This is a genomic window from Falsiroseomonas sp. RANM36 (genome assembly GCF_056682175.1).
Window position 1 is genome coordinate 1,469,292 of sequence record NZ_JBWXTD010000003.1, and the last position, 2,691, is coordinate 1,471,982.

The 2,691-nt window shown below is 78.6% G+C and carries 2 protein-coding genes and 1 pseudogene; all 3 read right to left on the minus strand.

Annotation, left to right across the window (positions count from 1 at the left end):
• Positions 1-1,362 (minus strand): PAS domain-containing protein (locus tag AC1MIR_RS11890; protein WP_480028365.1); only part of this gene is annotated, 1,362 nt, incomplete at its 3' end.
• 307 nt (positions 1,363-1,669) lie between these two features.
• Positions 1,670-2,239: pseudogene (locus AC1MIR_RS11895) on the minus strand (phosphoribosylanthranilate isomerase); the annotation flags it as partial.
• A 7-nt stretch (positions 2,240-2,246) separates the two neighbouring features.
• The coding region (locus tag AC1MIR_RS11900; RefSeq protein ID WP_480028366.1) for an orotidine 5'-phosphate decarboxylase / HUMPS family protein at positions 2,247-2,691 on the minus strand (445 nt) is incomplete at its 5' end.

Sequence of the window (2,691 nt, forward strand, 5' to 3'; positions counted from 1 at the left end):
CGCCCGGGGCCGGCCTCCGCCGCCGCGCCCGATCCCCGCCCGCGCATAGACCCCGCGAATGCGGCCGTCCGGGTCCACGACCCGGTACTCCTGCTCGTAGTCCCGGTTGCCCTCGGTTTCGATCGCGTCGAAGAGGCGGCGCTCGGCGCGCGCGCGGTCCTCGGGGTGCAACCGCCTCAGCCAGTCCTGGTGATCCTCCACCGCTGGCTGGGGCGCGGCGCCGTAGAGGCCCATGTATTCGGAAGAACGCAGCGAACGCAGCCCCGCCTGCGGCCGCAGATCCACTTCGAAGCCGCCGACGCGCCCGATCCGCTGCACCCGCCGCCAGGCCGCCTCGGCGGCCGCGCTCGCCTGGCGCAGCCGCGCGAACTCGCGGCCCGGCGCGGGCCGGGGCGGCGGCACGGCCGGCGCGTGGCCCGGTCCCTGCGCCACGGCTTCGGCCCAGCGGGTGATCTCCTCCAGCGGGCGGAGCATGCGGCGGCCCAAGGCCGCGGCGATGGCCATGCCGAGCGCGAGCGCCAGCAGCCCGCCGCCGACAAGCGCCAGCATCGGCAGGCGGCGCGCCTCGACGAAGGAGGTTTCCGGCTCGTTGACCCAGGCGTGCCAGCCCGGCGCGCGCGGCAGGGCGCGGTAGGCGGTGCGGATGGCGTCGCCCTCGGGCAGGCTGTGCCCGCGCAGCACACCGCTTTCGCCGAGCGGACCGTCACGCCGCTCTGGCCGCCGCCGGCCGACAACCTGCTCGATCGCGCGCGACCGCGCGATGAAGACGCCGGCGCCGTCGGTCAGCGCCGCGACGCCCCGGCCCGAGGCGGCCTGCCCAACGAGCAGCGCCGCGAAGCGTTCCGGCAGCAGCGGCATGCCCAGGACGCCCTGCACCACGCCGTCCCGCAGCACCGGGACGAAGACGAAGGCCGCGGGGCGGCCGGACACCCTGTCCAGGTCGAGATCGGCCACGACCGGGCGTGCCTCCGCGACGGCGCGGGCAAGGCCGCGGGCGCGACCGGCCGCTTCGGACCCTTCCGCCGGGCCCGGCAGCGGTGCGCCGGGCGGCAGACGGGTGTTCATCAGCTGCGAGCCGTCGGGGGCGTAGAGCGTCACCCAGTCGCCGAAGACGGCCGCCGTCGCATCCGCATGCGCGCGGAATGCGCCGCCCGGGATCGGCAGCCCGGATGGCGCCCCGGCGAGGACCTGCAGCGCGGCGACGCGGCCGGCGATCTGCGCATCCACCGCGACGGCAAGCGCGCGGGCCGTGTCCACCAGCCGCGCTTCCGCCGCCGCATCCTGCCGCCGCAGCGCATCCCAGGCCGCCGCCGCGCCGCACCCCATGGCGGGCAACAGCACGACAAGGACGAGCGCGGCCAAATGGGTTCCGAGCCGCGGCGGCTGCGCCGGCGGTGTCGCCTCGGCCGCCATCGGGCGCGGCGCCTGGCGGTGCGTCGCCCATCCCGAATTCATGTCCAATGCCGAGGCCTGCCTTCCGCCGCTCAACCGCCCCCGCGCATCGGCGCGCCCGGGGCCCAACCGCTACAACGCTCATGCCGCGCCGCCGGTTCCGCCCGCCCACAGCGGGACAGCCGGGCCGGCCGGCGCGCGACCGCGCGGGGCGCGGCGCCGCGCGCGCCGCCGCGACGAAGCGGGCGATCAGGGCGGCATCCTTGACGCCGCGCATGCGCTCGACGCCCGAGGACACGTCCACGCCGGGCGCGCCGGCCACGCGTGCCGCGTGCTGCACGTTGTCCGGCGTGAGGCCCCCGGCCAGCAGCCACGGGCGCGGCACCGCGACGCCGGCGGTCAGGGTCCAGTCGAAGGGCGCGGCATTGCCGCCGGGCAGCGGTGCGCCGGGCGGCGCCTTGGCGTCCAGCAGGAAGCGGTCCACCACCGGGGCGTATCGCCCGAGCGCGGCCAGGTCCGCGGGCGTGGCGATGCCGAGCGCCTTCATCACCGGCAGGCCGAAGCGCGCCTTCACCGCCGCGCAGCGCTCCGGCGTCTCCTCGCCATGCAGTTGCAGGATGTCGAGCGGCAGGGCGGCGAGGACGGCGCCGATGGCGTCATCCGTCGGATCCACGAACAGCCCGACCTTGCCCGGCCCGCGGGCGGTGCCGGCGATCGCCGCGGCCTCGGCCGGGGTGACCGCGCGCGGCGAGGGCGGGAAGAAGACGAAGCCCACCAGGTCGGCACCGGCCGCGGCGGCGGCCTGCATCGCGGCGGGATCGTTGATCCCGCAGATCTTCACGATCATCGCCCGATCAGCCGGCCAGGGCGCGCGCGATGGCGGCGGCGGCCGCGGCGGGATCGGCGGCGCGGGTGACCGGCCGCCCGACCACGACGAAGTCGGCACCGGCCGCGGCCATCTCCTCCGGCGTCGCGGTGCGCGCCTGGTCGTCGGCGGCGCTGCCGGCCGGGCGCACGCCGGGCACCACCAGCGCCGGCCCCTCGCCCAGCGCATCGCGCAGCGGCGCAACCTCCCGCGGCGAGCAGACCAGGCCATCGGCGCCGGCCGCGACCGCCAGCCGCCCGAGCCGGAGCACCTGCTGCACCGGCCCGCCGGCCACGCCCGTCTCGGCCAGGGCGCCGGCGTCCAGGCTGGTCAGCACCGTCACGGCGAGGATGCGGATGCGGTCGGCGCCCCCGGCCGGCGCCCCCCCCCCCCCCCCCGCGGCGCCCCCCCCCGCCCCCCCGCCCGCCCCCCGC